The sequence below is a fragment of the Streptomyces sp. NBC_00207 genome (genome assembly GCF_045160965.1).
Classification (GTDB): domain Bacteria; phylum Actinomycetota; class Actinomycetes; order Streptomycetales; family Streptomycetaceae; genus Streptomyces.
The window spans coordinates 7,690,774-7,709,098 of record NZ_CP130715.1; the positions used below are offsets into that span (position 1 = coordinate 7,690,774).

Annotated in this window: 8 protein-coding genes; 3 read left to right on the forward strand and 5 right to left on the reverse strand. The window is 74.9% G+C overall.

Going from position 1 to position 18,325, the window contains the following annotated elements:
* Window positions 1-6: 6 nt before the first annotated feature.
* The 3 genes from OG472_RS35660 to OG472_RS35670 are packed head-to-tail and all read right to left on the reverse strand — an operon-like array spanning window position 7 to window position 11,759.
* Complete coding sequence (locus OG472_RS35660) at window positions 7-327, reverse strand: acyl carrier protein (protein WP_401605324.1); 321 nt, start codon at window positions 325-327, stop codon at window positions 7-9.
* A complete protein-coding gene (locus tag OG472_RS35665; RefSeq protein WP_405942438.1) occupies window positions 317-4,942 on the reverse strand; it encodes a beta-ketoacyl synthase N-terminal-like domain-containing protein in 4,626 nt (1,541 codons plus the stop codon). Before OG472_RS35665 ends, OG472_RS35660 begins: the two co-directional genes overlap by 11 nt.
* A complete protein-coding gene (locus OG472_RS35670) occupies window positions 4,935-11,759 on the reverse strand; it encodes an SDR family NAD(P)-dependent oxidoreductase (protein ID WP_405942439.1) in 6,825 nt (2,274 codons plus the stop codon). Before OG472_RS35670 ends, OG472_RS35665 begins: the two co-directional genes overlap by 8 nt.
* Window positions 11,760-12,241: 482 nt before the next feature.
* Between OG472_RS35670 and OG472_RS35675 the strand changes: the two genes are divergently transcribed.
* The 3 genes from OG472_RS35675 (at window position 12,242) to OG472_RS35685 (ending at window position 15,857) form a co-directional block, all read left to right on the forward strand.
* A complete protein-coding gene (locus tag OG472_RS35675) occupies window positions 12,242-13,135 on the forward strand; it encodes a LysR family transcriptional regulator (protein WP_383576751.1) in 894 nt (297 codons plus the stop codon).
* An 88-nt stretch (window positions 13,136-13,223) separates the two neighbouring features.
* Window positions 13,224-14,504, forward strand: coding sequence for a putative Ig domain-containing protein (locus OG472_RS35680; protein WP_405942440.1), 1,281 nt, complete (start codon window positions 13,224-13,226; stop codon window positions 14,502-14,504).
* An 84-nt stretch (window positions 14,505-14,588) separates the two neighbouring features.
* The gene (locus OG472_RS35685) at window positions 14,589-15,857 is read left to right on the forward strand and encodes a cytochrome P450 (protein WP_405833020.1); all 1,269 of its coding nucleotides are present in this window, start codon (window positions 14,589-14,591) and stop codon (window positions 15,855-15,857) included.
* 43 nt (window positions 15,858-15,900) lie between these two features.
* On the opposite strand, the gene OG472_RS35690 is transcribed toward OG472_RS35685, so the two are convergent.
* Together OG472_RS35690 and OG472_RS35695 are read right to left on the reverse strand one after the other, a co-directional pair.
* Window positions 15,901-17,076 carry a serine hydrolase domain-containing protein gene (locus OG472_RS35690; RefSeq protein WP_405833022.1) on the reverse strand — a complete coding sequence of 392 codons (1,176 nt, stop codon included), beginning with the start codon at window positions 17,074-17,076 and terminating at the stop codon, window positions 15,901-15,903.
* A gap of 77 nt (window positions 17,077-17,153) precedes the next feature.
* A complete protein-coding gene (locus OG472_RS35695; RefSeq protein ID WP_405942441.1) occupies window positions 17,154-18,281 on the reverse strand; it encodes an alpha/beta hydrolase in 1,128 nt (375 codons plus the stop codon).
* Window positions 18,282-18,325: the final 44 nt, after the last annotated feature.

Genomic DNA, 18,325 nt, shown 5'->3' on the forward strand with positions numbered 1-18,325 from the left:
GCGGGCTCAGCCGGCCGACGCGGGCGAGCCGCCCGCCGAGACCCGGGCCAGGGAGGTGTGCGTGATCCGGCCGATGTGGGTGACGAGTTCGCCGACGGACATGGCCAGGATGGCGTCCATGTCCTTCTCCGCCAGGAAGCCCATCAGGTCCACGTCGGCGCCGTAGCGGTGGTGGAGCAGCTCGGCGAGGGCCACGAACTCGATGCTCTCCAGGGCGAGGTCCTCGTTGAACGTCGTCTTCATCGTGACCTCGTCCGCGAGGAGGTACTCGTCGCCGACGATCTCCACGAGCATGCCCGTGATCTCGGCGAGGATGTCAGTTGCCATGACGGTTCTCCGTGAGGTGGAAGGGGACGGGGGAGGGGGAGGGCGCGGTCGGGCGGGCGGTCCAGGCGACGACGTGGTCGGGCGGCGCCGGGTCGGCGGGCGCGGCGCCGGCGGGCGGTGTGCCGATCCGTGTCGTGCGGATCGGGTACGGGTGCCCGTCCGGGGACGTCACGAGCAGGGCGCCGGAATCCGGGTCAGCGGTCACCCGCCAGTCCCGCGGCCGGCCGCCCAGCCCGCCGCCGTCCGCCTTGGCGGCGGCCTCCTTGGCGCACCACAGGGCGGTGAGGGCGGCCGGCAGACCGGTTCCGCCGCGGGCCGCCAGCCGTTCGGCGAGGCGGAGTTCGTCCGGCCCGAGGGCGATCCGGATCAGTGCGTCCGGGTCGGCGGTCACCGGCTCCACGTCGATGCCGACCGGCCGCGCCGGGTCGGCGAGGGCGACCGCGATCCGGTCCTTGTGGGCGATGGACAGCCGGTGGCCCCGGGTCAGCGGACCCTCGGCGAGCGGCCGGCCCGCCGGATCGTTGCCGATGGGCACCTCCGCCGGGAACACCGGCCCGGCCCCGCCGTCCCACAGGAGCCCGCGCAGGGCGTCCTTGGCCGCGATCCGGCCCAGCAGCCAGGGCGCCCGGGCCCGCGGCGACAGCCGCTCGTACGCGGCCCGCTCGGCGGCGCCCAGGTAGCGGCGCATCACCAGCTCCTGCGAGGCGGGATCGGTCCAGCGGCGCCGGGCCAGGCACCAGCCCTCGGGCCGGGGCTCGCCGATCCCGCAGACCTCCGGGGTGAACTTCATCGGCCAGACCCGCTCGTCGGCGCCGAACCGGCGGTACGTCCACCCCTCGATCCGGGCCCACACCGAGCCGGCGGCCCGGCGCAGTTCGAGGTCCCCGCGCACGGTGACGTCGTGCACCTCGCGGATCCGGGCGGTGGCGTTGACCAGCTCCTGCGGGGCCGGCGGCGGCCCGAAGAACCGGATGCGGTCCACGGTGGCCGGGAAGACCAGCCGGTCCACCGGGAGCCGCAGCTGCATCCAGTGCCCGAAGAGCTGCCCGGCGGCGTCGAGGAGCGCGCCCGGGTCGGGCAGGGCCCGCAGCACGCCGTGGATGCCGTCCGAGCCGACGGTCCGCACCTCGTGGACCCCCGCGAAGCGCGGGCCGTGGAACATCCAGCGGTCCCGGTACAGGGCCGAGGCGCTGACGGGTGCGGGCCCGGGGTCGCGCAGCGGCGTGTCGTCGGGCGCGGGCGGCTCCCCGTACCGCTCGCCGAGCAGCACGACGACCGATGCGTACTCCCCGAGGGTGACGCGCGACCGGCGGGGCCCGTCGCCGTGGACGCGGACCTCGACGTCGACGGCCGGCTCGACGGCGAGCCACCGCAGGGCCCGTACGTCCTCGTAGCCGGCGACGGCGAGGCCCGGCGGGGCGTGCCGCCGGGCGGCGTCGGCGGCCAGCTCCAGCATGGTGGTCATGGGCACGACGGGGAACCGGTCGGAGTCCTCCGGCCAGCCGTCGGGCTGGAGGTACACGCAGTGGTCGCGTACGTAGGGCAGCGCGGCGAGGGAGAGCCGCAGGCGTTCCTTCCCCGTGGCCCGTCCCGAACCGTTGGGGTCCCGGGCCGGCGTCGGTGCCTGTGCCTCCGTCGCGGTTTTCGGCGGTCCTGCGGTCGACCAGGCGTCGGTGACGGCCCGGGCGGCCGAGCCGGCGTCGGCCAGCACCGCGTCCAGGGCGGAGAGCAGCACCGGGCGGGCCGCTCCCGCCGCCGCGGACAAGGGCACGGGAGTGCCCGTCGGCCGGGCCGGGGCCGGGGCGGGGGCGGCGGTCGGGGACGGGCCCGGGGTGAGGAGGCCGCTCAGGGAGGCGCGGGCCGCCTCGCCCAGGCGGACCAGCGGGGACCCCAGGTCCAGGGGCATGCGGAGTCCCGGTCCGGCGGGTGCCGGCTGCGGCGCGGCCGGGCCGGGGCGAAGCGTCGAACCGGCCGCCGGGGCCGCCCCGGCCAGGAGCCCCCAGCGCGGCGCGTACCCCTCGGCCCACAGCGCGGCGCAGGTGCGGCTCAGCGCCGCCAGGCCCGGCAGCCGGGGCGAGGAGGTCGACACCGAGAGGTGGGGACGCTCGCGCAGGGTGTCCTCGACGAAGCCCGGCAGGCTGCCCGGCCCCAGTGTGACGAAGCTGCGCACGCCCTCCTCCTCGTACAGCCGCAGCGTCAACTCGCGGAAGCGGACCGGCTCCAGGAGGTGGCGGACCACCAGGTCCCGCACCTCCTGCGGGGCGGAGGGGAACGGCGCGCACGTGGTCGCCGACCACACCGGGAGGGAACCGGACCGCAGCGGCAGCCGGCCGAAGGCGGCGCGGACCTGGCCGAGGTACGGCTCCCACATGGGGGTGTGGAAGCCCGAACGGAACGGCAGTTCCTGGCCGAGCACCCCGTCGGCGCGCAACCGCTCCACCACCGCGGCCACTTGGTCCGGGTCCCCGCAGATCACCGACTGGTGCGGGCAGTTGTCGTGGCTGACCACCACCGCGTCCAGGCCGTGCAGGGCCGCCTCGGCCCGCCGGGCGCCGCACCCCAGTGCCGCGTACACGAGGTCCGGGACCCGCAGATCCTCCGGCTGCAGCGAGTCCAGGAAGGTGTCGGCCGCCTCCTGCGGATACATCCCGGCGGCCACCATCGCCGCCCACTCGCCCAGGCTGTGGCCCGCCAGCACATCGGCCTCGATGCCGAGTCCGGGCAGCACCCGGGCGAAGAAGCGGCCCGTCGCGATCGCGTCCAGGGCCCGTTCCATGAGGGTCGCCCCCCGGGTGAGCCGGGGCGGGGCCAGCGCGAGCCGCTCCGCCACGTCGTCGACCACCGGGGCGAACTCCGGCTCCAGGCCCGGGAACAGGAATGCCACCCGGCCGCCCAGCGGCTCCGGTGTGAACCACACGTTCCCGCGCCCCCGCCACGGCCGGCCCCGCGCCACCACCTTCGCGGCCAGCGCGAGCCGCTGCGGCGTCGGCCCCACCACTGCGAGCCGGCAGGGCCCGTCGCCACCGGACACGGGGGAACCGGACGCCAGCCGGGCCGACAGCTGCGCCGCGGTGTCCGCGCCGATCAGGAGTACGTCGGCCCGCGCGGCCGGCCCCACCGGCGCGGCCGCGGATCCCAGCGGCAGGAACCGCCGCACCGGAAGCGGCGGCCGCGCGGCCGCCGGGGCCTCCTCCAGGACCACGTGCGCGTTGATCCCGCCGAAGCCGAACGCGTTCACCCCGGCCCGGCGGGGAGCCGGCCCCCGCTCCCACGGCTCCGCCGCCGTCACCGGCCGCATCCGGGTCCTGGCCAGGTCCGGGTGCGGCTCCTCCAGGTGCAGCGTCGGCGGCAGCACCCCCCCGTGCACCGCGAGCGCGGCCTTGATCAGCCCGGCCATGCCCGAGGCCTGCATGGTGTGCCCGAGCATCGACTTCACCGAACCGAAGCCGATGCCGCGCCGGTCGCCCGGCTCGGGCGGGCCGAACACCTGGGCCAGGGTGTCCAGTTCGGCCGCATCACCCACCGGAGTGCCCGTCCCGTGCGCCTCCAGCAGGCCCAGCGCACCCGGCGCCCGCGGATCCAGGCCGGCCTCCCGCCAGGCCCGCTCCAGGGCCCGTACCTGGCCGGCGACCAGGGGGCTCATCAGACTCGCCGCCCGGCCGTCCCCGGCCACGCCCGTCCCGCGGATCACCGCGTACACCCGGTCGCCGTCCCGCTGGGCGTCCGCCAGCCGCTTCAGCAGCACCACCCCGGTCCCCTCGGACAGCAGGGTCCCGTCGGCCCTCCGGTCGAAGGGCCGGATCCGCTCGCTCGGACTCAGCGCCCGCAACTGCGTGAACACGCTCCACAGGGTCGCGATGTGGCAGTGGTGCACCGCCCCCGCGACCACCGCGTCACAGCGGTCCGAGGCCAGCAGCCCCACCGCCTGGTCCACTGCCAGCAGGGAGGAGGCGCAGGCCGCGTCCAGGGTGTAGGCGGGGCCGCGGAAGTCCAGCCGGTTCGCGGTCCGTGCGGCCGTGAAGCTCGGCACCAGCCCGATCGAGGCGTCCGGCCGCTCCGGCCCCAGCGCGTCCTGGAAGGCCGAGCGCACCGCCGCGATCCGGTGCTCGCCCAGCTCCGGCGCCAGCTCCCGCAGGGTCTGCGCCAACTGGTGTGCGGTTCGGACCCGTTGGTCGAGACGGGCGGTGGCCACGCCCATGAACCCGCCCCGTCCCAGCACCACCCCGATCCGCGAGCGGTCGGCCGGCAGCCGGTCCTTGCCGCCCGCGTCGGCGATCGCCTCCGCGGTCGCGTGCAGGGCCAGCATCTGATCCGGCTCGGCCCCCTCCACGGCGGCCGGCATGATCCCGAACCGGGTCGGGTCGAAGGCGGCGAGGCCGTCGACGAAGCCGCCCCTGCGGCAGTAGAAGCGGTCGCCGGAGGCGGGTCCGGAGGTGGGGTCGTAGTACACCTCGGGGTCCCAGCGGTCCGGGGGGACCTCGCCGATGGAGTCCGTACCGGCGAGGAGGTTGCGGCGGTACGCGGCCAGGTCGGGGGCGCCCGGGAAGACCGCGCCCATGCCGACGATGGCGGCGTCGGTGGGGCGTGGGGCGGTGCCGTTCCGTCGGCTACTCATGGCCCCCGTCCTCCTGTGCCCGTGCCATCAGGACCACCTGTACGTCGGTCCCGTGCGACAGTTCGGCGAGGAACGCGGCGGTGCCGGCCGTCGGATCGATGAGCGGGATGCCGCGCCGGGCGTACGCACGCTCCAGCTCGGGGGTGACCATCCCGCCCGCCTCCGCCGCCCAGGGGCCCCAGTCGACCGACAGCACCCGGCCCGGGAACGACTCCGCCCAGCTGTGCGCGAGGCCGTCGAGGGCGTCGTTGGCCGCGGCGTAGTCGGTCTGGCCGCGGTTGCCGTAGACCCCGGCCACGCTCCCGAACAGGGCCAGGAAGCGGGGGGCGGGCGCCGAGCCGTGTTCGGCGGCCGCGGCCGCCAGGTGCCGGGCGCCGGCCACCTTCGTGGTGAACACCTCGGTGAAGTCGGCCGGTTGTTTGTCGCTCAGCAGGCCGTCGCGCAGCACTCCGGCGCCGTGCACGATGCCGTCGAGCCGGCCGTGGCGCTCCCGTACTCCGGCCACCACGGCCCGTACGGCCTCCTCGTCGGTGACGTCCGCGCAGTGGTAGCGGACGGAGGCGGCCGCCGCGGTGAGTGCGGCCAGGCTGGCGCGCACCTCGCGCTCGGCGAGGATCCGCGAGGCCGCGGCCTCGATCTCCGCGGGCGTACGGAGCCCGGCCGCGATCAGGGCGGCGCGGAGGGCGACCCGGTCCTGGGCCTGGGCGAACCGGTCCCCGGAGGGGGAGGCGGCAGCGGGTTCTGGGGTGCGGCCGAGGAGTTCGATGTGGCATCCCGTGGCATGGGCCAGGGCCAGGGCGGTGCGGGCGGTGATGCCGCGGGCTCCGCCGGTGAGCAGGACCACGGAGTCGGGGCCCAGGGGCGGCGCGGCGCCTCCGGCCGGTGTGCCCCCGGCTGCGGAGAGGGGGGCCGGGACCGGTGTGCGGGTGGCGCGGGTGCCCTCCGTCGTGTAGCCGACGGAGGCGCCCGTGTCGCAGCTCAGTTCTGCGAGGAGTTGCGCGGCGACCTGTTCGGGGGCCTCCTTGGGGTGGACGTCCACGGCGCGGACGAGCGTGCCGGGGAATTCGAGGGCGGCGCTGCGGGCGAAGCCGTGCAGGCCGGCGGCGGGGGCGCCGGGTGCGGTGACGAGGAGCAGCCGGTGCGTTCCGTCCGTCAGGACGCGACGCAGTGCGGGGAAGATCCGGGGGAGGACGGGCTCGGAGCCGGTCCGCAGACCGGTCAGGTCGACGATGGCGTCGAAACCGGGCTCGGGTTCGGTGAGGGGGTGCGGCTCGGCCCCGTACGCCTCCAGTGCCGTGGAGAGCGCCTGGGCGAGGCCCTGGCCGTCGTCGACCACTCCGACCCGCAGGCCGCGGAGGGCTTCCGGGTCCGGGGTGGCGGGGGGCGCGGGGACGGTGTCCACCCGGAGGCGGGTGAGCGGGGGTGCGGCCGGTGGGGCGGGAGGCGCTGGACGAGGGTCCGGCTGTGGTTCGGTGTGCGTGGTGATCCAGTCGACTATGGCGCGCAGGGTCTTGATCCGGGACAGCTCCTCGACCGCGGACTCGGCGGAGCCGCCCGGGTCCCGGGGGAGGCCGATCCGGTCGGCCAGGGCGCCGATGATCTCCACGCGCTTGATCGAGTCGATGGAGAGGTCCGCCTCCAGGTCCAGGCCGGGGTCGAGCATGTCCAGGGGGTATCCGGTGCGGGTGTGGACGATCTCCAGGACGACCTCCATGACCGCCTCGGGGGACCGGGCGGGGGCCGCGCCTTCGGCGGGGGCCGTGGGAGAGATGGGGTCGGGCGCGCGCCGGGGCGTCTCCTCCTGCGCCGAAGGTGGCGGGGGGTCGGCGGGCCGGGCCACCTGGCGTTCGGCGCCCTGCGGGGATCGTCCCGGCACGCTCCCGGCGCCGGCGGAAGCGGCCTCCGGCCCGTGGGGCGGCAGACCCAGGTAGCCGAGGAGGACGTCCCGCTGCGCGGCGACCAGTTCGCGGGTGCTGCGGAGGTATTCCAGGACCGCCTCCTCGCGACCTGCCGACCTGCCCGTACCGGCTTCTGCCGTCCTGTCCGTGGTCCGATTCGCGGTCATGCCCGCATCTCCGTTCGCGCCGGCTTCGGTGGTAGGGGCAGGCAGGGGGGTCGGCGCGGCCACGCGTTGCGCGGGGCGCAGGCCGCCGGGGACCGGGGTGCCGGCCGCCGTGCGGACCAGGTGGCCGTCCACCAGCCAGCCCGGGCGGCGCGGGGCGCGCTCCGGGAGTCGGGAGGTGCGGCCGCGGAACAGGGCCTCCGGTGCCACCGAGACGCCTGCCGAGGTCAGTTCCGCCAGTGCTGTGACCAGCCGGAACAGGCCGTGTTCACCGGGGGCGTCCAGCGGGACCACCGTGTGGGGGCGGTCGGACAGGATGCGGCCGATCAGGGCCGTGAGGACCCGGCCGGGGCCCGCCTCCACGAAGGTGCGGACGCCGGCCGCGTACATGGCCTCCACCTCGTCGACGAACCGGACCGGCTCCGCGACCTGGCGGGCCAGGAGGCGCTGGATCTCCTCGGCCGATGTCGGATACGGGCGCCCGGTGGTGTTCGACCAGACGGGGACGGCCGGGGCGGCCATCGGTGTGTCCGCCAGTGCCGTGGCGAGGTCCTTCGATGCCCCGGACACCACCTCGCTGTGGAAGGCGCAGGCCACCGGGAGGGGCTCTGCGGACAGTCCCGCCCCCCGGAGTGCGGACAGAGCCTCTTCGACGGCGGGCGTGGGGCCCGAGATCACGCACTGGCGGGGGGCGTTGTGGTTCGCGATGGTGCACCCGGTGCGTGCGGCGACCTCGTCCGGCGTCGCCGAGACGGCCGCCATCGAGCCCGGGTCCGCGCCGGCGGCCTTCAGGATCGACTCGGCGCGCCGCGCGCTCAGCCGTAGCAGGCTCCCGGTGTCGTAGACCCCGGCTGCCCACAGTGCGGTGAGCTCCCCGTACGAGTGCCCGGCCACGCAGTCCGGGCGTACGCCGAGCTCGCCGAGCAGCAGATGTGCCGCCGCCCCCGCCAGTCCCAGGGCCGGCTGGGCCACGCGGGTGTCGGTGACGGCCGCCTTCTGGGCTGCCCGGCCTTCGGGGGTGAAGGCCGCCGGCGGGAACATCGCCGACACGACGGGGGGCGGAGCCGAGTCCAGGAGGGTGCGCAGGGCAGGGAAGGAGGTGAACAACTCACTCAGCATGCCCGGGCGTTGGCTGCCCTGGCCGGGGAAGACGAAGGCGGTGAGGCCCGGGTTCTCCCTGGTGATGTGGATGCCCGTGCCGTGGGTGAAGGTGCGGGCCTGTTCGAGGCGGTCCGCCAGTTCGTCGAGGTCGGCGGCCACGATCGCCACCTGGACCGGTTCGGTGCCGGTGGCGGTTTCCGCCGCGAGGTCGCGCAGGGGCCAGGGGCGTCCGGCCGCGTCGTTCTCCTCCAGGCGGGCCGCGAGCCGGGCCATCGCGCGGTCGGCCGCCTTCCGGTCCGCGCCGCGGAAGCAGAACAGCTCGGCCGGCCACTCCTCCAGGCCGTGCCGGGGCTCCTCCGCGCCTCCGTAACCGGCCAGCACAGCGTGGTAGTTGGTGCCGCCGAAACCGAAGGCGCTCACTCCGGCGATCCGCCGCTGCGCGGGTACGGCCCAGGGGCGCGCCCTGGTGTCGAAGGAGAACGGGCTGGTTTCCGCCTGCCAGGCCGGGTTCGGCGTGTCGATGTGCAGGGTGGGCGGCCGGACACCCGTGTGGACGGCCCGGGCGGCCTTGATGAGTCCGGCGAGTCCCGCGGCGCACTTCGTGTGGCCGAGCTGGGATTTGACGGAGCCCAGGGCGCAGGATCCGGTCGGTGCTCCGGAGGCGGTGAACAGGTCGCCGAGGACGGCCAGTTCGGTGCTGTCGCCGACGACCGTACCGGTGCCGTGCGCCTCGACGAGACCCACCTCGGCCGGGGCGATGCCGGCCCGTGCGTAGGCCCGCTCCAGGGCCCGCCGCTGTCCTTCCGGGCGGGGTGCGGTCAGGCCGAGGGAGCGGCCGTCGCTGGCGGAGCCCACCGCCTTGATCACGGCGTACACCCGGTCGCCGTCCCGCTCCGCGTCCGCGAGCCGCTTCAGGACGAGCGCCCCCACCCCCTCGCCGAGGGCGATCCCGTCGGCGGCCGCGTCGAAGGGCCGGCAGCGGCCGCCGGGCGAGAGGGCGCGGACGGAGGCGAACATCAGGTAGTCGTTGATCCCGTTGTGTACATCGGCGCCCCCGCACAGCACCATGTCGCTGTCCCCGTCGCGCAGTTGGCGGCAGGCGAGGTCCAGGGCGGCGAGGGAGGAGGCGCAGGCGGCGTCGACCGTGCAGTTTGCCCCGCCCAGGTCCAGCCGGTTGGCGACCCGGCCGGCGATGACGTTGGCGAGGATGCCGGGGAAGGAGTCCTCGGTGAGTCGCGGCAGTTGCTCGTCCAGGGCGGGCGGCAGCTCGCCCAGGTAGGCGGGGTGCAGGGCGCGCAGCCCGTACGCGCCCGCCAGTTCGGTACCGGCCTCCGCGCCGAAGACCACCGAGGTCCGCGAGCGGTCGAAGGCGCGTTCCTTGCCGTAGCCGGCGTCGCCGAGGGCCCGCGCCGAGATCTCCAGGGCCAGCAGCTGCACCGGCTCGATCCCGGCGAGGGAGGCGGGCGGGATGCCGTGCGCGAGGGCGTCGAAGGGCACCGGACCGAGGAAGCCGCCCCAGCGGGAGGGCGTGCGCTCCCCGGCGCGGGCGGGGTCGGGGTCGTAGTAGAGCGCCGGGTCCCAGCGCTCGGCCGGCACCTCGGTGACCGCGTCCGTTCCGGCGAGGACCATCGCCCAGTAGGCGGCGAGGTCCGGCGCGCCGGGGTAGGCGCAGGCCATGCCGACGATGGCGATGTCGAGCGGGTCGGCCGCCTCCGCCGCCGCGCCGTCCGCGAAGTCCCGGGCGCGGCTCTCCAGCAGTGCGGTGGCTCCCTCGGTGACCTGCGCGTGCAGTGCGGCGACCGTGGTGGTCGCGGTGCGCAGGGTCGCGGCCTGCCCGAGCATGAACAGCCCCTCCGCGTACTGCTGTTCCTCGCCGACGGCCTCCAGCCGGTCCGTCGCGCGCCGCAGGCCCTTGCTGGCGATCCGCAGCCGCCCCAGGTTGAGCCGCTCCAGCTCCTCCCACATCTCGCGCGGCTCCACGCCGCTCTCCGCGAGCCGCCGCCGGGTCGCCTCGAAGGTCCCGGCGTACGGGGTGTCCGCGCAGCGGGTAGCGTGCCCCGGCGCGGTGCGCAGCAGCACGGTGTCCGTGCACTCCACCGCCGCCCGCTGGAAGCCCGGCAGTACCGCGCCCGCCGCCACGGCCTCCTCGGTGAACAGGTACGCGGTGCCCATCAGCACCCCGATCCGCGCGCCGCGCCCGGCCAGCGGAGCCGCGGCCGCCAGTGCCATCGCGGCGGACCGCTCGTCGTGGATCCCGCCCGCGAACAGCACGTCCAGCGCCTCCGGTTCGGGGCAGGACAGCAGCCGCTCGATCTGCTCCTCCCAGAGCGGGAACGACGCACGCGGCCCGACGTGCCCGCCGCACTCCAGCCCCTCGAAGACGAACCGCCGCGCCCCTTCGGCGAGGTACCGCTCCAGCAGGCCGGGCGAGGGCACGTGCAGGTGGGTGCGGATCCCGGCGGCCTCCAGCGGGGCCGCCTGCGCCGGTGTGCCGCCGGCGATGATCGCGTGCGGTGGACGGGCCTCGGTCACGGCGGCCAGCTGCGCCCGCCGCAGCTCGGGCGGGGCGAAGCCGAGCAGCCCCACGCCCCAGGGGCGTTCCCCGAGCCGTTCGGCGGTCTCGGCCAGGAGGCGGCGTACGTCCGGGCCCTCCATCACCGCGAGCGCCAGGTACGGGATCCCGTCCGCGGCGGCGACCGCCTCGGCGAAGGCCGCCTGGTCGCTCACCCGGGTCATCGGGCCCTGCGCGACGGCCGGCGGCCGGTTCCGGGCCGCCGCCTCCAGGTGCCCGCCGATGGCCGCCCGTACGGCGAGGAGCACACCGCCGGTGGTCCGGTGGCGCTCGGCGAGCCGGGCCGCGGTCGCTCCGTCCTGGCCGACGGGCAGCAGCTGCGCCCGCAGGTCCCGGGCGCCGAGGAGCAGGTGCGCCGGACCCCCGGGCGGGGTGAGGTCGGGCCGTGCGAACACCCGGTGCCCGTCGACGAGCCGGGTCTCGGAACCGTCCATCGCCCGCAGCGCGGCCGCCACTTCCGCCGGTATCCCGGCCTCTCCCTCGACGGTCAGGGCCAGTTGTGCGTCGAGGAGCACCCCGGCGGCGCCGCCCGCGACGGCCGCGGCCGCCGTGTGCGGGCCGATCCCGCCGAAGGCCCGTACGGGAACCCCGATCGAGGGGTCCCCGAGGAGCTGCTGGAGCAGTACGAAGGTGGTGGCCGCGCCCACCCGGCCGCCGGCCTCGTGGCCCTTGGCGACGAGCGAGTCCGCCCCCGCGCCGGCCGCGGTCACGGCCTCCGCCAGGCTGGTGACCTCGGCCCACACCCGGGGCCGGCCGGCCGCCGAGGCCCACGCCGACACCCGCTCCGGGGTGTGCCACGCGGGGTCGGCGAGCAGCACGGTGTCCACCTCGGCCGGCAGGTCCTCCGGTCCGAGCGGACAGCCCGCGGGTACCCGCACTCCGTACCTGCCGCTGCCGCCGAGCCGGCGGACCGATTCCGCGAGGCCGTCCCGTGCGGCATTCGCGTCCCGGCCGAGGTCGAGCAGTCCGAGGGACCCGGCGCGTTCGGCGGCGGTCACGATCCCCGGGCGGGGCTCCTCGAAGGGACTGACCGCGACGACCAGATCGCGGGTGGCGGCGGACTGTGGGGGATGGGGGGTCACGGGCGCTCCTCTTCCAATGCTGTGTGACATGGCGGAGTGCAGGGCGGAAGAACGGCAGAACGGAGAGCGGAAGGAAGCGGCAGAGCGCGAGGAGGGGAGTGCGGCGGTCTCGCACCTCGGCCGGCGTCCGGCGGCAGGCTTGAACAGTGGTCAAACACCCTCATGCCGCGATGCATCGTGCGGTGACCGCCGTGCACTGTCAACAGCTATGCGGAGTGCGGTACTTCGCTCCCCCGACGGGGGCGGACCGCCCGGCGCGCGCCCCGGCGGGACCCCGGATCCGCCCCGGCCGAGCCGTGGCCTGCGACGTTGCCCGCCACGGTGGGCCGAGCCCGCGGCGCGACCCGCGGCAGTGCGTCCTCGGGGGCATGCCGCATGGGCATGCCTATCCGCCGACCGGGCATGAACGCGAAGCGGCACCCGGTCAGTTGTTCACCCGACGAGCCCTTACAGGTACAGCCTCGCGCGGTTACCGTCCGGTCATGACCCCCACGCTGGCGCAGCTCCGCTACCTCGTCGCCGTCGCCGACTGCCGGTCCATCACCGGCGCCGCCGCCTCGGTCTTCGTCGCCCAGTCCGCCCTGTCCCGGGCCGTCCAGGCCATGGAACGAGATCTCGGCGTCGAGCTCCTCGCCCGCCGGGGAAGGGGGGTGGACCTCACGCCGGAGGGGGCCCGGGTCGTCCGGCTGGCCCGCACCGTGCTCAACGCGGTGGAGGCCATCGACGACATCGGGACCCCGCACGGCAGGGACACCCGGGCCGTCCTGACCCTCGTCACCACGCCCACCCTCGCCCTCGACCTGGCCTCCGACCTGGTCGCGGCCTTCACCGAGCGGCACCCGACGGTCGACGTCCGCCTCCAGCAGCACGACAGCAGGGAGGTCCTCGTCGAGGAACTGAACCAGGGCCGGGCCGAGTTGGCGCTGGTCGACCTGCCCGTGGACAAGGAGCTCTCCACCCACTTCATCCAGGAGCGCGAGGTGGTGCTGATCTCCCCGGCCGGCTCCCGGCTGCCGCATCCGATGCCGCTGCGCATGCTCGACGGGCTGCCGATGGTGCTGCCCACCCCGGGGACTGGCCGGCGCACCGAGATGGAGGCCATGTTCAGCTGCCTCGGGGTGCGGCCCGTCCCCTCCCTGGAGGTCGACGAACGCCTCGCCTGGGTGACCGGGGTGACGGACGGCCGCGGCTCGCTCATCTGGTACCGCGACGTGGTGTTGAGGGCCTTCGGGAGCCGGGCCGAGATCCGCTCCTTCACCCCGCCGCTGCTGCGTCCGGTGGGCATCGCCCACGCCCGTCGGCCGCTGAGCCGCGCGGCCCGCGCGTTCATCGCGCAGGCCGGGCACAAGGGGCCGGTCCGGGAGCCGGTGCGCTGACGGGACATGCCCCCTCGGCATTGAACGATGCTCGAACGGGAGGGAACCGGACCTGGCACACCAGCTGATGTCCCCTCACATTGTGCGCATGTCCCGACTCCTGACACCCCCACGGGCCGCCGCCCTCGCGACCGCGGCCCTCGCCACGATCCTGCCCGCGGTCGCCTGGATGGCCAGCGCCACCGCCTCCCCGGCCCCGTCCGCCGCGGTGGCGGCCGCCGGAACCCAAGCGCTCGCGCCGGAGAAGAAGTGCACCCTCCCCGGCGGCCTGGCCGAGTTCAGCGGCCTCGCCATGAGCCGCAAACACCCCGGCGTCTTCTACGCCGTCAACGACAGCGGGAACACCAACCAGGTCTTCGCCGTCGACTGCACCGGCGCCACCGGCCGGCTGCTGGCCACCTTCACCCTGTCCGGCGTCGGCAACACCGACTGGGAGGGCCTCGCGCTCGGCAAGGACGCCTCGGGCGGCCCGGTGATCCTGGTCGGCGACATCGGCGACAACTTCAGCGGCCGCGCGGAGATCACCGTGCACGGCTTCGCCGAGCCCGACCAGCTGGCCAACGCCATGGTCACCCCGGTGACGTACCGCTTCTCCTACGCCGACGGCAGGCACGACGCCGAGTCCTTGCTCGCCGATCCCGTGACCGGCCGGCTCTACGTCGCGAGCAAGCTCATCGGAGCCGCCGGCCAGCTGTACCAGGCCCCGCTCCCACCCGTGACCGGGCAGACCAACACCCTCACGCCGGTCCGGCCCGGCCCGGTGTTCGCCACCGACGGCGCGTTCTCCCCCTCGGGCGCCTCGTACACCCTGCGCAGCGGCGGGCCCCTGGGGGCCAACACGGCCTCCGTGTACGACACCGCGGGGGTCAAGCTCGCGGACGTCGCCCTCCCGGCCCAGTCGCAGGGCGAGACGGTGACGTACGCGGACTGCACGAGCCTGCTCGTCGGGTCGGAGAACGACACCCAGGTCTGGCGGGTCCCGCTGCCACCGGAGGCCACCCCGGGCTGCGGCACGACGCCGACCCCCACGCCCACTCCCACGCCGACCCCGACTCCCACTCCGACCCCGACTCCCACGCCCACTCCGACCCCGACTCCCACCCCCGGTGACCTGAGGCTCACCAACCCCGGTCCGCAGACGTGCAGGTTCAACCAGTCGTGCACCGTCCAGCTCACCGCCACCGGCGGAAAGCCCCCCGTCCGGTACGCCGCCACCGGTCTGCCCTGGGGCCTGACCCTCGACAGCGCCTCCGGCCGGATCTCCGGCAAGCCCTGGGGCAGCGGCACGGTCCAGGTCACCGCCACCGCGACCGACTCCACCGGGGCCGCCGCCGGCACGGCCTTCGCCCTCACCGTCAACTGGTTCTGAGACGCGGGGAGGGCGGACTTGTCCAACCCGCCTCCGAGGCCGCACTGTTGACCGAGTTTCGTCCATCAGGTCAGGAGAGCCGGCTTGTCGTCCCCCATTTCACCCGTCCCGTCCGCCTCGGGCTCCCCGCACGTCATCGACCCCGCCGGTGGCTGTCCCCACGCCCTCAACGCCCGGCTGCGCGCCGAGCACGGCCCGGTGGCGGAGGTCGTACTGCCCGGCGGGGTGCCCGGAGCGGTCGTCCTGGGCCACGACGCGCTGAAGGAGTTCCTCGGCCACTCCGAGGTGGCCAAGGACGCCCGGCACTTCCCGGCCCTGCACGACGGCACCATCCCCCGGGACTGGCCGCTGCGGGCCTTCGCCAACGCCCAGGGCATGCACACCGCCGACGACGAGGACCACCGCCGGCTCCGCGGCCTGGTCGGCAAGGCGTTCACGGCCCGCCAGGTGGAAAGGCTGCGGCCGCGCGTCGAGGAGCTGACCGCCGGGTTCCTCGACGACCTCGCCCGGGCCGCGGCCGAAGCCCCCGACGGGGTCGCCGACCTGCGCGAGCACTTCGCGCTCCCGCTCCCGATGAGCGTCATCTGCGAGCTGCTCGGGGTGAACCCCGAGCACCGGGGCCGGCTGCACCACCTGTCCAACAAGGTGATCATCGCTACCGACACCACCCCCGCCGAGGCGATGGCCGCCGTACGGGAGCTGGTCGAGCTCATGGGGACGATCGCCGCCACCCGCCGCGAGGCGCCGGGCGACGACCTCACCAGCGCCCTGATAGCCGCCCGCGACGACGACGGCGGCCGGCTCAGCGAGGCCGAACTCATCGGCACCATGAGGCTGATGCTCGTCGCGGGTCACGAGACGACCCTGAACCTCATCAGCAACGCCGTCCGCGCCCTGTGCACCCACCGCGACCAGCTCGACCTCGTCCTGGAGTCCAAGGCGACCTGGTCGGACGTGGTGGACGAGACCCTGCGCTGGGACGGCCCGGTCAGCTGGTTCCCCTTCCGCTATCCCACCCGCGACCTGACCGTCGGCGGCACCCTCATCCCGCAGGGCACCCCGGTGCTCGCCGGCTACACCGCCGCGGGCCGCGACGAGGCCTTCCACGGTCCGGACGCCGACCGCTTCGACATCACCCGCCCCACCGCCGCGCGCGCCCTCTCCTTCGGGCACGGCGCCCACTACTGCGTGGGCGCCCCGCTCGCCCGCCTGGAGGCCACCATCGCCCTGGAGCGGCTCTTCACCCGCTTCCCCGGCCTCGACCTCGCCACCCCCGAGGGGGAGCTCCCGCACCAGCGCAGCTTCATCGGCAACAGCGTGGAGACGCTCCCGGTCCGCCTGTCCGGAAACTAGCGCGTCAGCCGCCCGCCCGCCCGGACCGGCGGGCGGCGGACCGTCATCCCAGATTGAGGGGCTGTTCCGGGGCCAGGTGCGCCGCGATCGCCTGCAGCACGTCGGAGCTCGCGTTCTGGACGGTGCTGCCGAGGCCCTGCGTCGCCACCGTCGCGATGGCGATCTTCTTGGACGGCAGGTAGGCGACCGTGCCCGCGTAGCCGGCGAAGGACGGGTTCTGGACGATCCAGGTGTTCTGCACGGGCAGGCCCAGCGCGAACCAGGTGTCCCCCTTGACCTTCACGACGCCGGTCAGCTGGGCCTTGTGCGACTCGGGCGTCAGCAGTTTCCCCTCACCGATCCCCGCGAAGGACTTCGCCATGTCCTCCAGGGTTCCCGTCATCACCGCGCCAGGCGCAAGCGTCCACGAGGGGTTCCAGTAGGTGGCGTCCTCGAACACGCCCCGCTCGTTGTCGAAGGAGTGCAGGACCGGCTCGGGGATGTCCGCCTTCGACGAGATGGCGGTGTGGTTCAGGCCGAGCGGCTTGAGGACGTCCTGGACCATCACCTCCTCGAGGGGCTTGCGCCTCACCCTCGCGATGATGTCGCCCAGGATCACCCAGTTGGCGTGCGAGTAGGCGAAGCCCGAACCGGGCGGCAGCACCAGGGGCTTGGAGACCGAGATCTTCACGCGCTCCTCCGCCGTCCAGGTCCGGAAGGGGTTTTTGTAGAGAGCGGCGATGAAGGCCTGGTCCGTGACGTAGTCCGCGTAGCCGGATGAGGTCGAGGCCAGCATCTTCAGCGTGATCTCGTCCGCGTGCGGGAGGTCCGGGCGCCAACGGGAGATCTTGTCGTCGAGCGAGACCTCGCCCTCGTCGACGAGCTTGAGCAGTGCGGTCGTCAGATACGGGATCGCGACCGATCCGATCCGGAAACGCATGTCCGTCGTCGCGGGAAAGCCCGTCATCGTCTCCCCGGCCGCGGCGGCCGAGACGCGCTCACCGTCGACCCACACCTCGGCCATCGCCGCCGTCAGCCGGTACTTCCCGAGTGCGTCGGCGACCTGCTTCGCGGTGAAGTCCTCCGTGTCGCCCGGGAGGCACGTGCCGCCCCGGGAGATCTGGCCCGCCGGGCATTGCCTCGCGGCGCTCTCGGCTCGGCCGAGGGCGCATCCGCCGGCCAGCGAAGCGCCCAGGAGCAGGTTCAGACAGGTGAGGGTGAGGATCCTGGAACGGCGCACGGCGGTGCCTCCATACGGGTCGAAGGCGAAGGTTCCCCGGTTCCCCCGCCTCACGGTTGCAGGCCCCGTCACGCAGGCTAGCGGGGGGTGTCACCCGTCGCACTCCGGAAGCGTTCCGGGAGTGACGCGCCCGCCGGCCGGCCCGCGCCCGGCGGCGTCAGTTCCGTGCTCAGCCAGCCCAGCGCGTCCGGGTACATCCCGGTCCAGGTCTGGAAGTTGTGCCCGCCCGCCGGGCGGACGAGCGTCTTGACCCGGACGCCGCTGCCCGCCGCGGCCCTGGCGAAGGCCTCCAGCTGCGGCGGCGGACTGTCCTTGTCCTGGGCGGAGGTGGCCAGGAACAGCCCGACGTCCGCCTTCTTCGTGTGTTCCACCAGCCACATCGGGCTGTTGCGCTCGCGCAGCGTCCGGTCGGCCAGCACCTCCGGGTCACCCGTCAGCGGGTCCGGGTCCAGGGCCGCGCCCGCCCGGAACGCCTTCGGGTACTGCAGCGGCAGTTTCACCGCGCAGAATCCGCCGGTGGAGACGCCCATCAGCCCCCAGCCGCCCGGGGCGGGCAGCGTACGGAAGTTCCGCGCGACCAGGTCCGGCACGTCCAGCGCGAGCCAGTCGGCGATCCTGCGCTGCGGGGTGTTGCTGCAGTCGGTGTTCACCCCGCCCGGGTAGATCTCCGGGATCACCACGATGAAGGGGTGCGCCGCCCCCAGTTCCACCAGTTGCGCCAGCGCCCCCGGCATGTCGCCGAGGTCGATCCACGTGCGGGGCGTGCCCGGATGGCCGTGCAGCAGCATCAGCACGGGGAAGCGCGTCCGGTCCGCGCCCGGGGCGCTGTACTCCGGGGGTGTCCACACGGTCACCTGCCCGGCGAGCTTCGCATGGGAGCCCCGGAAGAAGGTGGTCTGCGTACCGTCCCCGTTCTGCGTGAACCTGGCCCGGCCCACCGCCGGCCCGGTCATCGAGCCCGCGTCCTGCGTCGTGTCGGGGCCCAGCAGGTCGTCCCAGGACGAGTAGAGCCCGTAGCTGCCGTTGATCCAGGTGGCCACCACGCAGATGGCGGTGAGCTGGCACAGTCCGATCATCAGCACCCGCGCCGGCCACCGCACCCACCCCGGCCCGGGGATCCGGTTCCACAGGAGCAGCGCGGCGAGCACGGCGAGCGCGGTCACGACGAGGAGCGTGACGAGGAACGGCGTACTGGTCAGCTCCACGGCGCCGGCTCCTGTCGTGCGGGGCGACATGCGAATGATGTACG

Coding starts and splice junctions, on each gene's coding strand:
- OG472_RS35660 (WP_401605324.1), bottom strand. CDS start 327: ATGGCAACTGACATCCTCGCCGAGATCACGGGCATGCTCGTGGAGATC.
- OG472_RS35665 (WP_405942438.1), bottom strand. CDS start 4,942: ATGAGTAGCCGACGGAACGGCACCGCCCCACGCCCCACCGACGCCGCC.
- OG472_RS35675 (WP_383576751.1), top strand. CDS start 12,242: ATGACCCCCACGCTGGCGCAGCTCCGCTACCTCGTCGCCGTCGCCGAC.
- OG472_RS35680 (WP_405942440.1), top strand. CDS start 13,224: ATGTCCCGACTCCTGACACCCCCACGGGCCGCCGCCCTCGCGACCGCG.